The sequence below is a fragment of the Mesorhizobium sp. LEGMi-168a genome (assembly GCF_058312955.1).
The window spans coordinates 1-17,509 of the sequence record NZ_JBZEGV010000041.1 but is presented as its reverse complement, the minus strand read 5'-3'; the positions used below and the strand labels follow the sequence as shown (position 1 = coordinate 17,509).

Annotated in this window: 16 protein-coding genes and 1 riboswitch; of the genes, 15 read left to right on the top strand and 1 reads right to left on the bottom strand. The window is 67.5% G+C overall.

The genetic code is table 11. From position 1 onward, the window contains the following. Positions 1–36: 36 nt before the first annotated feature. The 8 genes from AC4FWB_RS31330 (at position 37) to AC4FWB_RS31295 (ending at position 10,318) form a co-directional block, all read left to right on the top strand. On the top strand, positions 37–1,236 hold the full coding sequence (locus AC4FWB_RS31330; protein ID WP_491030095.1) for a winged helix-turn-helix domain-containing protein: 1,200 nt from the start codon (positions 37–39) through the stop codon (positions 1,234–1,236). Between the two features lie 29 nt (positions 1,237–1,265). After that, positions 1,266–1,471: riboswitch (cobalamin riboswitch) on the top strand. 40 nt (positions 1,472–1,511) lie between these two features. Next, positions 1,512–1,940, top strand: coding sequence for a DUF1636 family protein (locus AC4FWB_RS31325; protein ID WP_491030094.1), 429 nt, complete (start codon positions 1,512–1,514; stop codon positions 1,938–1,940). 2 nt (positions 1,941–1,942) lie between these two features. After that, positions 1,943–2,980 (top strand): cobalamin biosynthesis protein CobW, encoded by a 1,038-nt coding sequence (cobW, locus tag AC4FWB_RS31320; protein WP_491030093.1) that lies wholly within the window; start codon positions 1,943–1,945, stop codon positions 2,978–2,980. Between the two features lie 18 nt (positions 2,981–2,998). Then, the gene (locus AC4FWB_RS31315; protein ID WP_491030092.1) at positions 2,999–6,679 is read left to right on the top strand and encodes a cobaltochelatase subunit CobN; all 3,681 of its coding nucleotides are present in this window, start codon (positions 2,999–3,001) and stop codon (positions 6,677–6,679) included. Continuing rightward, complete coding sequence (gene cobG, locus AC4FWB_RS31310; RefSeq protein ID WP_491030091.1) at positions 6,676–8,166, top strand: precorrin-3B synthase; 1,491 nt, start codon at positions 6,676–6,678, stop codon at positions 8,164–8,166. Before AC4FWB_RS31315 ends, cobG begins: the two co-directional genes overlap by 4 nt. Positions 8,167–8,169: 3 nt before the next feature. Next, complete coding sequence (locus AC4FWB_RS31305) at positions 8,170–8,802, top strand: precorrin-8X methylmutase (protein ID WP_491030090.1); 633 nt, start codon at positions 8,170–8,172, stop codon at positions 8,800–8,802. After that, positions 8,799–9,557, top strand: a complete 759-nt coding sequence (locus AC4FWB_RS31300) for a precorrin-2 C(20)-methyltransferase (protein ID WP_491030089.1) — start codon at positions 8,799–8,801, stop codon at positions 9,555–9,557. Before AC4FWB_RS31305 ends, AC4FWB_RS31300 begins: the two co-directional genes overlap by 4 nt. Then, complete coding sequence (locus AC4FWB_RS31295; protein ID WP_491030088.1) at positions 9,554–10,318, top strand: precorrin-3B C(17)-methyltransferase; 765 nt, start codon at positions 9,554–9,556, stop codon at positions 10,316–10,318. The genes AC4FWB_RS31300 and AC4FWB_RS31295 overlap by 4 nt, the downstream gene beginning before the upstream one ends. On the opposite strand, the gene AC4FWB_RS31290 is transcribed toward AC4FWB_RS31295, so the two are convergent. Next, complete coding sequence (locus AC4FWB_RS31290; RefSeq protein WP_491030087.1) at positions 10,282–11,049, bottom strand: cobalt-precorrin-6A reductase; 768 nt, start codon at positions 11,047–11,049, stop codon at positions 10,282–10,284. The genes AC4FWB_RS31295 and AC4FWB_RS31290 overlap by 37 nt on opposite strands. A 1-nt stretch (position 11,050) precedes the next feature. Between AC4FWB_RS31290 and cbiE the strand changes: the two genes are divergently transcribed. From cbiE to cobT, 7 genes are read left to right on the top strand one after another with little or no spacing between them, the layout of a single operon-like run. Beyond that, a complete protein-coding gene (cbiE, locus tag AC4FWB_RS31285) occupies positions 11,051–12,292 on the top strand; it encodes a precorrin-6y C5,15-methyltransferase (decarboxylating) subunit CbiE (protein WP_491030086.1) in 1,242 nt (413 codons plus the stop codon). Further along, on the top strand, positions 12,289–12,675 hold the full coding sequence (locus AC4FWB_RS31280) for a cobalamin biosynthesis protein (protein WP_491030085.1): 387 nt from the start codon (positions 12,289–12,291) through the stop codon (positions 12,673–12,675). The genes cbiE and AC4FWB_RS31280 overlap by 4 nt, the downstream gene beginning before the upstream one ends. After that, a complete protein-coding gene (gene cobM, locus AC4FWB_RS31275; RefSeq protein WP_491030084.1) occupies positions 12,672–13,436 on the top strand; it encodes a precorrin-4 C(11)-methyltransferase in 765 nt (254 codons plus the stop codon). The genes AC4FWB_RS31280 and cobM overlap by 4 nt, the downstream gene beginning before the upstream one ends. After that, complete coding sequence (gene cobA / locus AC4FWB_RS31270; protein ID WP_491030083.1) at positions 13,433–14,248, top strand: uroporphyrinogen-III C-methyltransferase; 816 nt, start codon at positions 13,433–13,435, stop codon at positions 14,246–14,248. The genes cobM and cobA overlap by 4 nt, the downstream gene beginning before the upstream one ends. Beyond that, a complete protein-coding gene (locus AC4FWB_RS31265; RefSeq protein ID WP_491030082.1) occupies positions 14,245–15,561 on the top strand; it encodes a cobyrinic acid a,c-diamide synthase CobB in 1,317 nt (438 codons plus the stop codon). Before cobA ends, AC4FWB_RS31265 begins: the two co-directional genes overlap by 4 nt. Continuing rightward, a complete protein-coding gene (locus AC4FWB_RS31260) occupies positions 15,558–16,325 on the top strand; it encodes an adenosylcobinamide-GDP ribazoletransferase (RefSeq protein WP_491030081.1) in 768 nt (255 codons plus the stop codon). The genes AC4FWB_RS31265 and AC4FWB_RS31260 overlap by 4 nt, the downstream gene beginning before the upstream one ends. Positions 16,326–16,349: 24 nt before the next feature. Continuing rightward, a complete protein-coding gene (gene cobT, locus AC4FWB_RS31255) occupies positions 16,350–17,375 on the top strand; it encodes a nicotinate-nucleotide--dimethylbenzimidazole phosphoribosyltransferase (RefSeq protein WP_491030080.1) in 1,026 nt (341 codons plus the stop codon). The last annotated feature ends 134 nt before the right edge of the window (positions 17,376–17,509 follow it).

Below are 17,509 nucleotides of genomic sequence, written 5' to 3'. Positions count from 1 at the left end.
GAAATCCCGGCAAAGGAACAGGGCAAGAGTAGCTTGATGAAGGAAAAAATCTCGCTTCGCACTGCCAGGCGCATCGCGCTCGGCGCGCAGGGCTTTACTGACCCTCGCCCCAGCGGCGAGCCCAACCGTCGGCACCTCTCCCGCGTGCTCTCCCGAACCGGGCTGCTGCAGATCGATTCCGTCAGCGCGGTGGTTCGCGCCCACTACATGCCGCTTTATTCGCGCCTCGGCCCCTACCCGCTTGCGCTGCTCGACAATGCCGCGGTCACCCGCAAGCGCGCGGTGTTTGAATATTGGGCGCATGAGGCGTCCTTCCTTCCGGTTGAGACCTGGCCGCTGATGCGCTGGCGCATGCGGCGCGCCGAGCAGGGCGAGGAAATGTATCTCGGCCTCGCCAAATGGGGCCGCGAGCGCAAGGAGATGATCGAGGAGATCTACGGGCAAGTCGCCGAACGCGGGCCGATCGCCGCCTCCGACATCGAAGGCCACAAGGGCAATGGCGGCTGGTGGGGCTGGAGCGAGGCCAAGCACGCCTTCGAATGGCTGTTCTGGGCCGGACGCATCACCACCGCCTACCGGCGCGGCTTCGAGCGCTACTATGACCTGCCGGAACGTGTTCTGCCGCAAGCCATTCTCGATCTGCCTGTCCCGTCGGTGGAGGACGCACACCGCGAATTGCTGCGCATTTCCGCCCGCGCCCATGGCATCGCCACCTATGGCGACCTGCGCGACTATTTCCGCCTGGCGCCGGGCGACACCAAAGACCGCATCGAGGAACTGGTCGAAACGGGCGAGTTGCTGCCGGTGAAAGTCGAAGGCTGGGACAAGACCGCCTATCTGCACAAGGACGCCCGCATGCCGCGCCGGATCGAGGCCCGCGCCCTGCTCGCGCCATTCGATCCAGTCGTCTTCGAGCGAACGCGCACCGAAAAGCTGTTCGGCTTCCGCTACCGCATCGAAATCTACACGCCGGCCGAAAAGCGCCAGTATGGCTATTACGTGCTGCCGTTCCTGCTCGGCGACCGGATTGTCGCCCGCGTCGACTTAAGGGCCGATCGCCCGGCGAGCGTGCTGCGCGTCCATGCCGCCTATGCCGAGGCCGGCGCGCCGCCGGAAACGGCTGCTCAGCTCTTCGACGAGCTGAAACAGATGCAGGCATGGCTCGGCCTGGAGGCGATCGAAGTGACGCCGGCCGGCGACCTCGGGCCGGCGCTGGCTGACTTGGCGGTGTCGTAGCCGCGCGTTGACAGGCGCATAGCCGTAAGCCTAAATCCGAGCCAGACGGTCTTCTCCCGGCAAAGGGAGGAGCCAAGAGGGAATGCGGTGCGGAGTTGAAAAATTCCAAATCCGCGGCTGTCCCCGCAACTGTAAGCGACGAGCCTCAGCCGAAAACCACTGGGAAGTTCCCGGGAAGGCGGCGCCAAGGCGATGAAGCGCGAGCCAGGAGACCTGCCGTCTGAGACTTTAAGTATCCGATCGCTCGGCGGGTTTTCCGGGCAAGGAGCCTGGTTTTGGATCGCAACGGCAGTTTTCCGGCTAAAACAGCTGATCTTTCGCCCGAACCCGACGACGCGCTGGCCGGCGTGACCGTCATTGTCTGTTCCTCCTGCCGTGACGAGACCGGTTCGGATGCCCATCCGCGCGCCGGCGCGCTGCTGGCCGAAGACACGCGCCACGCCGCGTCGGGCGAAAACATCCGCATCCGCACCGTCGAATGCCTCGGCAATTGCAAACGCCGTTTGAGCGCTGCGCTGCTGCGCGACGGCTGCTGGAGCTACGTCTTCGGCGATCTGGATACGACCAGTGGCACCGACCTCGTCGCCGGCGCAAAGCTCTTCGCGACCTCGACCGATGGCCTCATCCCTTGGCGTGGCCGGCCCGATTCCCTCAAGCGCGGCCTTGTTGCCCGTATCCCTCCCCTCGACATGCTGAAGGACTGACCATGAACGCTTCCGTTTCCCGCGTGCCCTGCACCGTCGTCACCGGGTTCCTCGGCGCCGGCAAGACGACGCTGATCCGCAACCTGCTCGAAAACGCCAAGGGCAAGCGGCTGGCGATCATCGTCAACGAGTTCGGCGATGTCGGCATCGACGGCGAAATCCTGAAAGGCTGCGGCATCGAGACTTGCCCTGAGGAAAACATCGTCGAGCTCGCCAATGGCTGCATCTGCTGCACCGTTGCCGACGATTTCGTGCCGGCGCTCGACCAGATCCTGTCGCGTACGCCGAAGGTCGATCACATCCTGATCGAGACCTCCGGCCTCGCTCTGCCGAAGCCGCTCGTCCAGGCCTTCCAGTGGCCGACGGTGAAGAGCCGTGTGACGGTCGACGGCGTTATTGCCGTGGTCGACGGCCCCGCACTGGCCGATGGCCGCGTCGCTTCCGACATGGATGCCCTGCAGGCGCAGCGCGCCGCCGACGATTCCCTTGACCATGACGATCCGGTCGAAGAGGTGTTCGAGGACCAGATCGCCTGCGCCGACCTGATCATCCTGTCGAAGAGCGACCTGATGGATGCGGCGGGCTCGAAGCGCGCCAACGCCGTCATCGGCGAGCACGTGGCGCGCGCCGTGAAGGTCGTGCCGACCGCGCACGGCAAGGTCGATCCGTCGGTGCTGCTTGGCCTCGGCCTTGCCGTCGAGAACGACATCGAGAACCGCAAGACCCACCACGACGACGAGCTCGACCACGAGCACGACGATTTTGACTCCTTCGTCATCGATATCCCGTCGATCGCCAATCCCGATGAGCTGGCGAGACGCGTCGCCATCGCCGCCGAGCAGGAAAACGTGCTGCGCGTCAAAGGTTTTGTCGAGGTCGGCGGCAAGCCGATGCGGCTGCTGCTCCAGGCCGTCGGCCCGCGCGTCAACCACTATTACGACCGCGCCTGGACGGCGGAGGATGAGCGCCGTTCGCGGCTCGTCGTCATCGGCCTCAAGGGACTGAACCGCCCGGCGATCGAGCGTATTCTCGCCGGCTGAGGCAAAGCACGAACCGCGATGCATATTCTCACCACGACGTCCGCTTCGCTCGACGATCTAGCCGAGCCGATCGACCTCAGGCAGACGCCTGCGGATGTCGTGGCCCTGTCCTTCACCGACAGCGACCTCGCCGGACTGGCGGCTGCCTGGAAGGCGGACGCGGAGCGGCTGCCGTCGATGCGGCTGGCAGCACTGCGCGATCTTCGCCATCCGATGTCCGTCGATCTCTGGATCGACAGCGTGGCGCGCCACGCCAAGGTCATCCTGGTCCGCATCCTCGGCGGCTACGACTGGTGGCGCTATGGCTGCGACCAGCTTGCGGCGATCGCCCGCGAGCGCGGCATCAAGCTGGCGCTGCTGCCGGGCGAAAGCCATGACGAGGACCAGCGCCTGATCGAAGGCTCGACCCTGCCACGCGCCGAACTCGACGCCTTGCTCGGCTATTTCCGCGAAGGCGGTCCTCAAAACATGGCCGCACTCGTGCACCGATTGGCGACATTGGCCGGATCGGAATTGATGGTTGCCGAACCGATCAGCGTGCCGAAAGCCGGCTACTACGAACCCGGCTGCGGCGTGGTCCCCCTCCCCCTTGAGGGGAGGGTCCGGCTGCAGGCCGGGGGTGGGGTCCTCCGTGACGCGCGCCGACGCCCTGAAGGACGCCCCCGGAAAGAGGCGTTGAGCCCAGTCGTCCCGACCCCACCCGGCCCTGCGGGCCACCCTCCCCTCAAGGGGGAGGGAAACGCCGCGGCCGTCATCCCGATCCTGTTCTACCGATCGATGCTGCTGGCGGCCGACGTTGCCCCAATCGACGCTCTCGCGGAAGCGTTGCGGCAGCAGGGCTTGGCGCCGGTGCCGATCTTCGTCTCCAGCCTCAAGGATCCGGTGTCTCTGACCTTTGTCGAAAACGCCATCGCCTCACTGCACCCGTCCGCCATCATCACCGCCACTGCCTTCGCCTCCGGCGCCGAGCCCGGTGCCGAAACCCTATTCGACCGCGCCGGCGTGCCGGTGTTCCAGGTCATCGTCGCCACCACCCTGCGCAAGGTCTGGGAGAAGAACCAGCGCGGCCTGGCGCCGGCCGATCTCGCCATGTACGTCGTGCTGCCCGAGCTCGACGGCCGTATCCTCGCCGGCGCGATCTCCTTCAAGGGCGAGGTCGAGACCGATCCGGCACTGGCCTTCCGCGCCTTTGCCAACCGGCCGGAAGCCGACCGCGTCGCGCAGGTAGCCAAGCGCATTGCCGCCTTCGTTCGCCTGCAGCGGACGGAGCGGGCTGGACGCAAGCTGGCGATCCTGATCCCCGACTATCCGAGCGCGCCCGGCCGTACCGGCTACGCCGTCGGCCTCGACGTGCCGTCGAGCGTGCTCGCCATGCTGCATGACCTGAAGGAACAGGGCTATGCGATTGAAGGGATTCCGCAATCGCCGCGCGAGTTGCTGGATGCGCTGGAGGTGAGCAGGCAAGGGCTTGCCTTGCAGGACTACGTCGCTTTTTCGGCCGGGCTGCCACAGGCCGCGCGCGGTGCGATGGAGGAAGCGTGGGGCAACGCCAATCACGAAACTCACGTCAATGCGCCCCCCTCTGTCCTGCCGGACATCTCCCCCACTTGGGGGGAGATTGGCAGTTCCTCCGCCGGCTTTCCTCTTTCGACGTCGGAGATTGGCGAAAGGGCCGATGACAGCTCAATCTCCCCCCTTGTGGGGGAGATGTCCGGCAGGACAGAGGGGGGCGCGACAGAACGCCGACCTTCGCAGGCGAGCCTCGAAAATCGCTTCCCCTTCCGCGCCGCCACTTTCGGCAACATCACCGTCGCTCTCGCCCCCGACCGCGGCCGCTCCGCCGATCGCCGCGCCGACTACCACGACCCCTCCTTGCCCCCTCGCCACGCGCTCATCGCCTTCGGGCTCTGGCTGCAGAAAGCGCTCGGCGTGCACGCCATCGTCCATGTCGGCGCCCATGGCACGCTGGAATGGCTGCCGGGCAAGACGGTCGCGCTTTCCGACACCTGCTTTCCCGAGATCGTCACCGGCTCGCTGCCGGTCTTCTATCCCTTCATCGTCTCCAACCCCGGCGAGGCCGCACAGGCCAAGCGCCGTATCTCGGCCGTCACGCTCGGCCATCTGCCGCCGCCGCTGACCGGCGCCGGCCTCGATGAAGCTCAGCAGCGGCTGGAGCGCTTGGTCGACGAATATGCCCAGGCCGACGGGCTCGACCGCCGCCGCCGCGACCGGCTGGCGAGACTCATCGTGGAGACCGCGCAGAAGTCCGGTCTTGCCGCTGAGGCGGGCGTTGCCGGCACCGACGCTCCCGACGAGGCGTTGCGCCGCATCGACGCCTGGCTCTGCGATCTCAAGGATTTCGCCGTCAAGGACGGGCTGCACGTCTACGGCCGCGCGCCCCAAGATGACGCCGATCCGCTGCGCCGGCAAAGCGCCGAAGCCGAAAAGGTGGCCCTGCTGGCCGCGCTCGACGGCCGCCACATCAAGGCAGGTCCCGCCGGAGCGCCGGCGCGTGGCCGCTCCGACGTGCTGCCCACGGGGCGCAACCTCTTCACCGCCGATCCGCGCACCATGCCGACGCCGACCGCCTATGACCTTGGCCAGGCGGCGGCGGAAGAAGTGGTGCGCAGCTATATGCAGGGCCATGGCGACTGGCCGCGCTCCCTGGTCATCGATCTCTGGGGCTCGGCATCGCTGCGCACCGGCGGCGAGGAGATTGCGCAAGGCCTCGCGCTGATGGGCTGCCGGCCGCAATGGGATGCCGCGACCGGCCGCGTCACCGGCATCGAAGTGCTGCCGCCGGCAGCACTCGGCCGTCCACGCGTCGACGTCACCTGGCGCATCTCCGGCCTGTTCCGCGACATGTTCCCGACCCAGATCGCGCTGATCGACGCTGCCGCCAACGCCGTCGCCAGCCGCGACGAGGACGATTCGGAAAACCCCCTCGCAGCCGCGACTCGCGCCGCTGGCAAGGTCGGGCCCCGCATCTTCGGCACCTCGCCTGGCACCTACGGTGCCGGCGTCGAGGATCTGATGTCGCGCGGCGAATGGGGCGCGCGCGAGGAGATCGGCCGCGCCTATCTCGAGGCCACCTCGCACGCCTATGGCGGCGCCGACGGCGAAGCGATTTCCGCACCCGGCGCCTTCGAGGGTCGCATCGCCGAAGCCGATCTTCTCGTCCACACCGGCGATGATCCGGGCCGCGACATTCTGGAAGGCTCCGCGGACGTCGCCTTCATCGGCGGGTTTTCGGCGGCCCTCGCCGCGCTCGGCAGAAATGCCGACGTTATCGTGCTCGACACCACAAATCCCAAGAAGCCGAAACCGCGCTCGGTCGGCGAAGCCGTCGCTCGCGTGGTGCGGGCCCGCGCCGTCAATCCGCGCTTCATCGCCGGCCAGATGCGCCATGGGCCTCGCGGCGCCTCGGAATTGGCCGAAACGGTCGACCGCCTCGTCGGCTTCGCCGAGACCACGCACGCCATATCCGGCGCGCTGATCGAGGCGGTGCACGACGCCTATCTCGGCGACGCGGATGTGCGCGCCTTTCTCCTGCGCGAGAGCCCGGCGGCAGCGAAGGTCATTGCCGAGCGGTTCCTGTCGGCGCGGCGGCGTGGCCTGTGGCATCCGCTCAGGAATTCCATCGACGACGATCTCGCGGCCTTGATCGCCGAGGCACAGGCAGGCGGGGTGGCGGCATGAACGCCTTCTCGCGCCGCGGCGCCTGCCCGGCTCTGAGCGCCCCGATGCAGACCGGCGACGGCCTGCTGGTGCGGCTCAACCCGGTCGCTGGAGGGCTTTCGCCGAAGTCGCTGATCGGACTCTGCGAATCCGCCTTGCGCCACGGCAACGGCATCATGGAAGTGACCGCGCGCGGCAGCCTGCAGATCCGCGGCCTGACGGTGGACAGCGCTCGGCTGTTGGCGGCTGAGGTCGATGCGCTGGGCATCGCGGTGCGGAGCGGCGTGCCGGTGGAGATTGGGCCACTGGCGGGCATCGATCCGCAGGAGATCGCCGACCCGCGACCGCTGGCCGAGCGGATCAGGGCCGCGATTGAAGAGGCCGGGCTGACGGCAAGGCTGGGGCCGAAAGTGTCGGTGGTTGTCGACGGTGGCGGGCAGTTGACGATGGACGCGGTGACGGCGGATGTAAGGCTGAGTGCGGTGTGGGCCACGGCAGGCATACAGTGGAACGTTTCGGTTGCCGGCGACGCGCGGAGTGCAAAGTCGCTCGCAACGGTCGACGCCGATACCGCGCGCGACATTACTGTGGCTGCGCTTAGAATGGTCGCCGAAAAGGGGCGCGAGGCGCACACGCGCGATTTGACCGAGCGACAGTTGGCTTCTCTCTCAGGCTGGCATTCCTTCGCGCCCCCCTCTGTCCTGCCGGACATCTCCCCCACTAGGGGGGAGATTGAACTCTCGTCACCGCTTTCGCCAATCGGCAAGGTCGAGCCAAGCGCCAAGGTTGCAGGAATGGCGCCTTGGCCGAAGCTGCCAATCTCCCCCCTAGTGGGGGAGATGTCCGGTAGGACAGAGGGGGGCGCCGTAGAGCGCCAACCTCCTAGAAGTCCCATCGGCATTTTTGATCTTTCAGGTTACCACGCCCTCGGCATCGCCCTGCCCTTCGGCAGCATGCCGGCACAGAATCTCATCGACCTTGCCACAAAGGCCGCCGAACTCGGCACCACCGAAATCCGCCTCGCGCCCGGCCGCGCCCTGCTCTTCCTCGGCCTCTCCGCCCCCTCCTCGCTGCAGTCCTCCGCCGCCACCCTCGGCTTCGTCACCTTGCCCACCGACCCGCGCACCCGCATCGCCGCCTGCCCCGGCACGCCGGCCTGCGCTTCCGGCCGCATCGCCACCCGCGCCATCGCCGAGACGATCGCCGCCGAGAACGCCGCCCTCTTCGACCCGTCGCTCACACTCCACATTTCCGGCTGCGCCAAGGGCTGCGCGCATCCCGGTGCGGCAGCGCTGACCTTGGTCGGCGACGAAAACGGAGCCGGACTTGTCGTGGACGGGACGGCAAAGGCCCTTCCTGCCGGATACAGGCCGGGCTATGACGCCGCGCGCGGCGTCGGCGGCATCCTTGCCGCGGTGCGCGCGCAAAGACATCCCGGCGAAACCGTCGCTGCCTGCCTGGCAAGGCTTGGCGCGGCCGGCATCGCCGAACTCTATCGACGGAACTAAAAAATGGCCGCCTACGACTATATCCACGACGGGATGGCGATCTACGAACGCTCTTTCGCCATCATCCGCGCCGAGGCGGATCTCTCGCGCTTCTCCGAGGCGGAAGCCGATGTCGCGATCCGCATGATCCATGCCTGCGGCCAGGTCGAAGCCGCCAGCCATTTCGTTTTCTCCAGCGATTTCGTCGCTGCGGCGCGCACCGCGTTGGCCGCCGGGGCTCCCATCTTCTGCGATGCCGAAATGGTCGCCCATGGCGTCACGCGCGCTCGGCTGCCTGCCGGCAACGAAGTGATCTGCACGCTGCGCGACCCGCGCACCGCCGAAATCGCCAAGGCGATCGGCAACACCCGCTCGGCCGCGGCCATCGATCTCTGGGGCGAGCGCATGGCAGGCTCCGTTGTTGCGATCGGCAATGCGCCGACCGCGCTGTTCTATCTGCTGGAAAAACTGCGCGACGGCGCGCCGAAGCCGGCGGCGATCATCGGCATGCCGGTCGGCTTCGTCGGGGCTGCCGAATCCAAGGATGCGCTGGCCGAGAATTCCTACGGTGTGCCTTACGCCATCGTGCGCGGCAGGCTGGGCGGCAGCGCCATGACCGCGGCCGCGCTCAATTCATTGGCGAGGCCGGGCCTGTGAACGCAATCCTAAAAGGCCGTCTCGTCGGCGTCGGCACCGGTCCCGGCGATCCCGAACTGCTGACGCTGAAAGCGGCGCGCGCGCTGGCCGAGGCCGACGTCGTCGCCTATTTCGCCAAGCGCGGCAACAACAGCAATGCGCGCGCCATCGTCGAGGCCCGCTTCCGGCCGGACATGATCGAGCTGCCTTTGCTCTATCCGGTGACGACCGAGATCGACAAGGACCACGACGACTACCGTTCGCAGATCACTGATTTCTATGAACAGTCGGCCGAGCAGGTGGCCGAGCATCTCGACGCCGGCAGAATGGTTGCGGTGCTGTCGGAAGGCGACCCGCTCTTCTACGGCTCCTACATGCACCTGCATGTGCGCCTGGCGCATCGCTTCCCGACCGAGGTCATTCCCGGCATCACCGCCATGTCCGGCTGCTGGTCGGCGACCAGCCTGCCGATCGTCCAGGGCGACGACGTGCTGACCGTGCTGCCGGGCACGATGAGCGAGTTCGAGCTGACACGCCGGCTGGCCGACACCGATGCCGCGGTCATCATGAAGGTCGGCCGTAACCTGCCGAAAATCCGCCGCGCGCTGGAGGCGACCGGCAAGCTGGCGAAGGCCGTCTATGTCGAGCGCGGCACCATGCCGGGCAGCGTCTCGATGCGGCTCGCCGAAAAGCCGGACGACAAGGCGCCCTATTTCGCCATCGTGCTGGTCGCCGGCTGGTCCGCCCGCCCCGGAGCCCCCGGAGTAAAGCCATGAGCGGCCGCCTCACCGTCATCGGCCTTGGCCCCGGCAATGCCGACCAGGTCACGCCACAGGCAAGGCAAGCGGTCGCCGAAGCGTCCTTCTTTTATGGTTACAAGCCCTATCTCGACCGGCTTGAGCTGCGGCCGGACCAGACCCGCATCGCCTCCGATAATCGCGAGGAGCTTGCCCGTTCCAAAGAGGCGCTGGCCAAGGCTGCCGAGGGCCATAGCGTCGCCGTGGTCTCCGGCGGCGATCCCGGTGTCTTCGCCATGGCGGCTGCCGTCTGCGAGGCGATCGAAGTCGGCCCGGCCGAATGGCGGGCCATCGACCTCGCGGTCGTTCCCGGCGTCACCGCGATGCTCGCGGTCGCCGCCCGCATCGGCGCGCCGCTCGGCCATGACTTCTGCGCCATCTCGCTCTCCGACAATCTGAAGCCGTGGGACCTGATCGAGCTGCGTCTCTTGGCGGCGGCCGGCGCCGGCTTCGTCATCGCGCTCTACAATCCGATCAGCAAGGCGCGCCCCTGGCAGCTCGGCCGCGCCTTCGAGTGCCTGAAAGCCATCCTGCCGGGTACCACGCCGGTGATCTTCGGCCGCGCCGCCGGCCGACCCGACGAGCGTATCGAGGTGTATCTTTTGGCCGATGCCGACGCAGAACGGGCTGATATGGCGACCTGCATCATCATCGGCTCGCCCGAAACCCGGATCATCAAGCGCGGCGAGCGGCCCGCGCTGGTCTACACACCGCGTTCGGCAACAGGGTCGAAAAAATGATCGACCATCGCGGCCAGCGCATCGACGGTTTGAGCCGAGCGAACGTCCGGCAGGGCTGGACGGCGGACCATGATCACCTCGATGCCGAGCGCCCGCGCCGCGGCGATCTTGCCATAGGTCGCGTCGCCGCCGCTGTTCTTCGAGACGACGGCATCGATGCCGTATTTCTCGAGCAGCGCCCTTTCCTCCGCTTCCGGAAACGGTCCGCGTGCCAGCAAATAGAGCGCATCGGGCACGGCCAGCTTCGGTTCGACCGGATCGACGCTGCGAATGAGATAGCGGTGCTGCGGAGCGGCCTCGAAGGTGCCCGCCTCCTGGCGGCCGATCGCCAGGAAGACACGTCGTGGCACCGCGCCAAGCGCCCTCGCCGCTTCGGCGACACTGTCGACCAGCGTCCAGCGATCACCCGCGACTGGCTCCCAGCCTGGGCGGCGCAGGGCAAGGATCGGCGCGCCGGCTTGCCTGGCGGCCTCGGCGGCGTTGGCCGAAATGCGCGCAGCGTAAGGGTGCGTGGCATCGATCAGCAGGTGGATGTGTTCTTCACGAAGATAGGCGGCCAGCCCCTCCGCGCCGCCGAAGCCGCCGACGCGCACCGGGACGCCTTGTGCGATCGGGCTTTCCGTTCGGCCGGCCAGCGACAGCGCTACGGAAAAATCCTCGCGACGCGCCAGCTTTCCCGCCAGTTGCCGGGCCTCCGTGGTTCCGCCGAGGATCAGAATCCGGTGGGTCATCATGCCTGCTAAAGGTCCGCGCAACGCCAAACTCGCTCCAAAATGGCTTACGGTGGTCGGCATCGGCGAGGACGGTGTAGCGGGTCTCAGCGACGAGGCCAAGCGGCGGGTTGCCGAGGCCGAAGTCGTCTTCGGCGGCAAGCGGCACCTCGCCCTTGTCGCATCGTTGGTCAAGGGCGAGGCCCGCCCATGGCCGACACCTTTCGACGCCGAAATGCGCGATATGCTGGCGCTCAAGGGCAAAACCGTCTGCGTGCTTGCCTCCGGCGACCCGTTCTTCCACGGCGTCGGCGTCACGTTGGCGCGCAAGGTCAAGCTGGATGAGATGCTCGTGCTGCCAGCGCCCTCATCGCTGTCGCTGGCCGCTTCCCGTCTCGGCTGGGCGCTGCAGGATGTCGAAACCATCTCTCTGCACGGCCACTCAATCGACCTGATCAGGCCTTTGCTCCACCCCGGCGCGCGTATCCTCGCGCTGACGTCCGACGGCGACGCCCCAGCCGCAATCGCCGCACTGCTCGACGAACTCGGCTTCGGCCCATCGCGACTGACGATCCTCGAAGCGCTCGGCGGTCCGGATGAGACGCGTCGCACGGTGCGAGCCGATGCTTTCGGTCTCAAAAAGATCAACCCGCTCAACGTGCTGGCGCTCGAAATTGAATCGACGCCGGACGCGCGCATCCTGCCCTTGACCGTCGGCCTTGCCGACCATCTGTTCGAGCATGACGGCCAGATCACCAAGCGCGAGATCCGCGCCGTTACGCTGTCGGCGCTGGCGCCCCGGCGCGGCGAGCTGCTGTGGGATATCGGCGCCGGTTCCGGCTCGATCGGCATCGAATGGATGCTGGCGCACCCCTCCATGCGCGCCATCGCCATCGAGGCCGACAACGAGCGCGCCGCTCGCATCCGCCGCAACGCCGCGCATTGCGGCGTTCCCGGCCTCACCGTGATCGAAGGCTCGGCGCCGAAGGCGCTGGCAAAGCTGGAGACGCCCGACGCCATCTTCATTGGCGGCGGCGGCAGCGATGCCGGCGTGCTGGAGAAGGCGATCAAGGCGCTGCGTGCCGGCGGCCGGCTCGTCGCCAATGCGGTGACGCTGGAAATGGAAGCGCTGCTTCTCGACCAGAACATGAAGCGCGGCGGCGATCTCACCCGCATCGCGCTTTCCCGCGCGGCGCCGGTCGGGTCCATGCAGGCCTGGCGTCCGGCAATGCCGGTGACGCAGTGGAGCTGGGTGAAGCCATGATGGTCGCGGGCATCGGTAGCCGGAAGGGCGTGACAGCTAGCGACGTGCGCGCCGCGATCGAAACCGCGCTCGAAGCGCAGGGGCTGGCGATGACCGCGCTGTCGGCGCTTGCGACTGGCGAAGCGAAGCGGAACGAGGAAGCCATCTTCCTCGCCGGTCGTGATCTCGACCTCCCGGTGATCGTCGTCGCCAACGAAGCATTGCAGGCGGTGTCGGCGGACACAATCAGCCAATCCGACGTGTCGCAAGCGCATGCCGGAACGCCGTCGGTTTCGGAAGCCTCGGCGCTTGCCGCGGCTGGGAAAGGTGCAAAACTGCTCGGGCCGCGCACGGTGCTTGGCGCGGTGACCTGCGCCATCGCCTTTGGCGGAGGTGCCGCATGACCGTTCATTTCATCGGCGCCGGCCCGGGTGCAGCCGACCTCATCACCTTGCGCGGCAGCCGCCTGCTCGCATCCTGCCCGGTCTGCCTCTATGCCGGCTCGATCGTTGCGCCGGAACTGCTCGAGCATTGCGCGCCCGGCACGAAACTGATCGACACCGCGCCGATGTCGCTTGACGAGATCGAGGCCGAATATGTTGCTGCCCACAAGGCCGGCCAGGACGTCGCGCGCCTGCATTCCGGCGACCTTTCGGTGTGGAGCGCGGTCGCCGAGCAAATCAGGCGGCTGGAGAAGCATAACATCCCCTACACGCTGACGCCCGGCGTCCCCTCCTTTGCGGCGGCAGCGGCGGCGCTGCGGCGCGAGCTCACCATTCCCGAACTCGCCCAAAGCCTGGTGCTGACCCGCGTCTCCGGTCGCGCGTCGAAGATGCCGCCCGGCGAAACGCTGGCGGGCTTCGGCCGCACCGGCGCCACGTTGGCCATCCATCTCGCCATCCACGCCATCGACCGCATCGTTGCCGATTTGACGCCGCTCTACGGCGCCGAATGCCCGGTTGCGGTCGTCTTCCGCGCCTCCTGGCCGGATGAGCGGATTCTCACCGGAACGCTTGGCACCATCGAGGCGCAACTAGCCGAAAACCCGATGGAGCGCACGGCGATCATCTTCGTCGGCAGCGCATTGGCTGCGCAGGATTTCGGCGAAAGCTCACTTTACGACGCCCATTACCAGCGGCGTTTTCGCGGACGGGACGGATTGTGAACGGCAGCGCCAACAGAAACGGACGGGCAACGGTGGAGCAGGCGCTGGCGCGGTTGAACTTCAAGCCGCGCGAGCTTGAAGCCGGCCATGTTTGGCTGGCGGGCGCTGGCCCAGGCGATCCCGGCTGCCTGACGCTGGAGGTGCTGGCAGCGCTCGGGCAATGCGACGCGCTGGTCTATGACGCGCTGGTCTCGCCGGATGTCGTGGCGGTCGCTGAAGGCGCCGAGCTCTTCTACGCCGGAAAACGCGGCGGCCAGCCCTCGATGAAGCAGGACGACATCAACGCCCTGCTGGTGCGGCTGGCGCGCGAGGGCCGCCGTGTCGTGCGCCTGAAGGGCGGCGATCCCTACATTTTCGGCCGTGGCGGCGAAGAAGCGCTAGCCCTGGCTCGGGAGGGCATCCCGTTCCGAGTGCTCTCAGGCCTCACCTCCGGTCTCAGCGCGCTTGCCGCCACCGGCATTCCCGCCACCATGCGCGGCATTAACAAGGCGGTCATCCTCGCCACCGGCCACGCTGCCGGCACCGATGACGACATCGATTGGGCCGCAATCGCCCGCACCGGGCAACCCGTCGTCGTCTATATGGGTATGGCCAATCTGCCGGAGATTGCTTCGGCCCTGCTAAAGGGCGGCCTCGCGCCCTCGACGCCGGCCGCGGTGATCGTCGCGGCGACCACACCGCAGGAGCGCATTGTTGTCGCCACGCTCGCCACCATCGCCGAGGAGGCCGCCGCCGCCGGCCTCGCCTCGCCGGCGCTGATCGTTGTCGGCGGCATCGTCGCCATGCGCACGGCACTGGCGGGCGAGACATGACGGCGCGCGCGATTATCATCGGCGCGCCACGCTCCGGCTCGGGCAAGACAAGCGTCACCATCGGCCTGCTGCGCGCGCTGGCCAGGCGCGGCCTGAAGGTGCGCGGAGCGAAATCCGGACCGGACTATATCGATCCCGGCTTCCATACAGCTGCCACCGGCCTCTCCGGCGTCAATCTCGACAGCTGGGCGATGTCCCCTTCCCTGCTCAACGCGCTGGCAAGCCAAGCAGCGGACGATGCCGAATACGTCATCCTCGAAAGTGCCATGGGCCTGTTCGACGGCATTCCCGCGCCTGAGGGCAGATCGGGTTCGGCCGCCGACCTTGCCCGGCTCTACGGCCTGCCCGTGCTTCTGGTGCTCGACGTCTCCGGACAATCGACCACGGCTGCCGCGATCGCCAAGGGTTTTGCCACTTATGATCCGGACGTGCGCATGGCCGGCGTCGTGCTCAACCGTCTGGGCAGCGAACGCCACCGGCGGCTATCGGGCGATGCGATCGAGGCGATCGGCCTGCCGGTGGTCGGCGCCATCATGCGCGATCCCACGCTCAACCTGCCGGAGCGGCATCTCGGCCTCGTGCAAGCCGGCGAGTACGAGAACCTGATGGCGCATCTCGACCGGCTGGCCGACATGGTGGAAAAATCGCTCGACATCGACGCCATTCTGGCGCTGGCAGCGCCGCTGGAACCGGCAGCAGGTAATTTCGGCGATGCATTACAGCCGCCCGGCCAGCGCATCGCGCTGGCTGAGGATGCCGCCTTCACCTTCCTCTATCCACATGTCGCCGCGCACTGGCACAAGGCAGGGGCCGAGATCGTGCCCTTCTCGCCTCTCGCCGACGAAGCGCCGGCCGAAGATTGCGATGTCTGCTGGCTGCCCGGCGGTTATCCCGAGCTGCATGCGGGCAGGCTTGCGGCCGCCGCCAACTTCCGGGCGGGAATGGCTCGCTTCGCGGCGACCAAGCCCGTGCATGGCGAGTGCGGCGGCTTCATGGTGCTGGGTGAGGTACTAGAGGATGCGGACGGCGAGAGCCATCGCATGCTTGGCCTGCTCGGCCATTCAACCAGCTTCGCCAAGCGCAAGATGAACCTCGGCTATCGCGAGGCGCGACTGCGCGCCGCCTGCCCGCTCGGAAGCAAAGGCACCCTGATCCGGGGTCATGAATTCCACTATGCGCAGATGACCGCCACCGGCAACGACGAGCCGCTGGCCGATCTCGCCGACGGCCAGGGTAACCCGCTTGGGGTGTCAGGGTACCGGCGCAGCCATGTCAGCGGCACTTTCTTTCACGCCATAGCGAGAGGCGCATGACCGCCAGCCCCTCGCCCCGGCAGTTGCTCGACGACATTGGCCTCAGCCTTGTCTTCTTCACACGGCTGAGGCTGCCGTCGAGCGATTTTGGCGGCCGCGGCCTTGCCGACGCGATCTGGGCCGCACCCTTTGCCGGTCTCGCGGTGGCTGTCATCGGCGCGCTCGTCTACGCCATTGCGACCGGCCTGGGCCTTGCCGGCGGCCCGGCCGCGGCGCTCGCGCTTGCCGCGACGATGCTTACCACCGGCTGCCTGCACGAGGACGGCTTCTCCGACATCGCCGACGGCTTCGGCGGCGGCAGGACGCGCGAGAAGAAGCTGGAGATCATGCGCGACAGCCGCATCGGCGCCTATGGCGCCGCGGCGCTCGGCATCTCCCTGCTCATCCGCTGGAGCGCGCTTTCGGAGCTGGCCGGCCCCGGCCACGTCTTCCTGGCTCTCTTGGCGGCGCATGCTTCTTCGCGCGGGCTTTTCGGCGCCTTCATGCACCTTCTGCCACCGGCCCGCACCGATGGCCTGTCGGCCAATGCCGGCTCCGTCACCGCCGAGACCGCTATGATCGGCGCGGCTCTCGGCGCCGTGGCGCTGCTGGCGCTCGGCCTTGGCGGCGCGATCGCCGCGCTCATCCTGCTCGGCCTGTTGTTCGCCGCCTTCCGCGCGCTTTGCCTCAGCCAGATCGGCGGCCAGACCGGCGACACGATCGGCGCGCTGCAGCAGTTCGGCGAGATCACAGTGCTGCTTACCGCTTCCGTCTGCCTTTCCTGATTCTCTTTTGGAGACCTTGCCGCCATGTCCCCTCAATCAACGTCTTTCAAATCGCTCGAAGACCTCCGCGTCGCCTGCCTCGACCTTCCCGCCGGCAGCGACGCCGCCGCCAATGCGGTCGCCCGCCGGCAGGACACGCTGACCAAGCCGCAGGGCAGCCTCGGCCGGCTGGAAACGATCGCCGCATGGCTGGCCCGCTGGCAGGGCCGCGACATGCCGAAGCTCGACGCGGTGAAGGTCTTCGTCTTTGCCGGCAATCACGGCGTCACCGCGCAGGGCGTGTCGGCCTATCCGTCGGAAGTCACGGTACAGATGGTGGCCAACTTCGCCGGCGGCGGCGCGGCCATCAACCAGCTTGCCCGCATTGCAGGCGCCAGGCTTGATGTCATCCCGCTCGATCTCGACCATCCGACCGGCGATTTCACGATAACGCCGGCGATGGACGAGAAGACTTTTCTCGCCGCCGTCTCGGCCGGCTACGACGCCGTGACCAAGGACCTCGACCTCGTCTGCTTCGGCGAGATGGGCATCGGCAACACCACGCCGGCGGCGGCGATCTCGACCGCGCTGTTCGGCGGCGACGCCGAGAAATGGACCGGACGCGGCACCGGCGTCGACGACGCTGGAATGATCCGCAAGGTCACTGCGATCGAGGCGGGCCTCAAACGCCACGCCGATTCGCTGTCCGACCCGCTTAAGATCGCAGCAGCCCTTGGCGGACGCGAACTCGCGGCAATCTTCGGCGCCACGCTTGCCGCACGTCATAACAACGTGCCGGTGCTGCTCGACGGCTTCGTCTGCACCGCGGCCGTCGCGCCGCTGGCAAGGCTGCACCCGACGGGGCTTGCGCACACCATCGCCGCCCATGTCTCGGCCGAGGCCGGCCATCGTCGCTTGCTCGAAGCGCTCGGTCTGCCGCCGCTGCTCGATCTCGGCATGCGGCTTGGCGAAGGCTCCGGCGCCTGCCTTGCCGTCAACATCGTTCGCTCGGCGCTGGAGTGCCATGCGAAGATGGCGAGCTTTGCCGAGGCCGGTGTTTCGGAGAAGTAGTAGCACGATCGGCATAGGGGCGTGGAGGTTATCTCCACGTCCCCTGCCACACCACCCGGCATGCGGGTCCGCACCGGGCGGTTCGTTGGGTTGAGGTCAACTGGCAAGCTGGGGCAGGCCCAGCCTGTCGAAGA